This is a genomic window from Streptomyces swartbergensis, from assembly GCF_002148965.1.
Classification (GTDB): Bacteria; Actinomycetota; Actinomycetes; order Streptomycetales; family Streptomycetaceae; genus Streptomyces; species Streptomyces swartbergensis.
This window is the reverse complement of sequence record NZ_NGFN01000830.1, coordinates 1-694: the sequence shown is the minus strand read 5'-3', so window position 1 is coordinate 694 and position 694 is coordinate 1. Positions and strand designations below refer to the sequence as shown.

The 694-nt window shown below is 69.7% G+C and carries 1 protein-coding gene and 1 pseudogene; one reads left to right on the top strand and one right to left on the bottom strand.

The window, feature by feature from the left end; translation table 11 throughout:
* Positions 1–268: pseudogene (locus tag CA983_RS44595) on the bottom strand (hypothetical protein); the annotation flags it as partial.
* A 165-nt stretch (positions 269–433) separates the two neighbouring features.
* Between CA983_RS44595 and CA983_RS47020 the strand changes: the two are divergent.
* Positions 434–583: a hypothetical protein gene (locus CA983_RS47020; protein ID WP_167358666.1), complete on the top strand. Its 150-nt coding sequence runs from the start codon at positions 434–436 to the stop codon at positions 581–583.
* The last annotated feature ends 111 nt before the right edge of the window (positions 584–694 follow it).

Here is a 694-nt window from a genome sequence, read left to right as displayed (position 1 = left end):
GCCCCAGGAGGGCACCGGGAATGCGCAGACCGTCGGCGATTCTCTCGACAGTTGCCAGCGCAGTGACAGATGCGGTGCCCCGGGTGATCTGGCTGACGCGCTCGGCTTTGAGCGCGCACGCTTCGGCGATCCGGTTGAAAGAGATCCCCACGTCGTGGGCCATCGCGAAGACCACGGTGAAGTCCCGCTCGTACAAGGCCCGGACGAACCCGGGATCGGCCAGAAGACGGCGCGGAACTTGGGCAGGTGACGGCGGTAAGTCGTCCACAAGTCCCCCTGAAAGCCCGTAGAATGACGCTGCGTCAGCCTCACGACCATACCCACCGTGGGGGCCCCATGACGGGGTTATCGCCAGGGCTTGCCGTGGCTGTACTGGGGGAGTTCGCGGCCGCGGCTGTCCAGGGCCCGGCTACCAACCCCGCAGGAGGATTCCATGCAGAGTCCCGCCACGCCCCCGCCCGCTACGTCCGGGCCGTCGACCGGCGGCCTGGTCCGCTCCCGCCGGGCGATCGTCGCCGCCCGGGGCCGCAACGCCATCCCCTCGGACGGCGGCGGCACCGGCAAGAGCGACGGCAACGACTGACGGATCGGGAGCCCTGACGCGATGACGGATCTGTCCATCGCGGCGTGCCTGGGCGAGGACTTCCTCGCCCAGGCACTGCACCGCGAATACCGCCACGTACCCGGCGCGCTC